Origin of the sequence: Clostridium acetireducens DSM 10703, from assembly GCF_001758365.1 — a bacterium.
Taxonomy (GTDB): Bacteria; Bacillota; Clostridia; order Clostridiales; family Clostridiaceae; genus Clostridium_C; species Clostridium_C acetireducens.
This window is the reverse complement of sequence record NZ_LZFO01000085.1, coordinates 1-644: the sequence shown is the minus strand read 5'-3', so window position 1 is coordinate 644 and position 644 is coordinate 1. Positions and strand designations below refer to the sequence as shown.

Below are 644 nucleotides of genomic sequence, written 5' to 3'. Positions count from 1 at the left end.
CCAGCGGCCGAAGGTGGGATTAGTGATTGGGGTGAAGTCGTAACAAGGTAGCCGTAGGAGAACCTGCGGCTGGATCACCTCCTTTCTAAGGAGAATTCAGGAAATAATATTTCCTGGAGGTTTCATTATCTGTTTAATTTTGAGAGACTAACTCTCATTGTTCTTTGAAAATTGCACAGTAAAGTAAAAATATATATGTAGGTCAAGCTACAAAGGGCGCATGGTGGATGCCTTGGCACCAGTAGCCGATGAAGGACGTGATAAGCTGCGATAAGCTTCGGGTAGGCGCAAATAGCCTGTGATTCGAAGATTTCCGAATGGGGAAACCCACACTACTAACGTAGTGTACTGTGAGTTGAATAAATAGATTCACAGAGGTATACCTAGGGAACTGAAACATCTAAGTACCTAGAGGAAGAGAAAGAAAAATCGATTTTCTAAGTAGCGGCGAGCGAAAGGGAAAGAGCCCAAACCAGAGTCTTGACTCTGGGGTTGAGGACAGATCATAAAAGCGGAAAGTTCTAACCGAACTTAACTGGAAAGTTAGTCCGTAGAAGGTAATAGACCTGTAGGTGAAAGAATAAACCGTAAGATCTGATCCAGAGTACCACGAGACACGTGAAACCTTGTGGGAAGCAGGGAGG

General features: G+C 44.3%; 2 rRNA genes. Both read left to right on the top strand.

The annotated features are described in order from the left end of the window. A 16S ribosomal RNA gene (locus CLOACE_RS11635) occupies positions 1-85 on the top strand; the annotation flags it as partial. A 115-nt stretch (positions 86-200) separates the two neighbouring features. Continuing rightward, a 23S ribosomal RNA gene (locus tag CLOACE_RS11630) occupies positions 201-644 on the top strand; the annotation flags it as partial.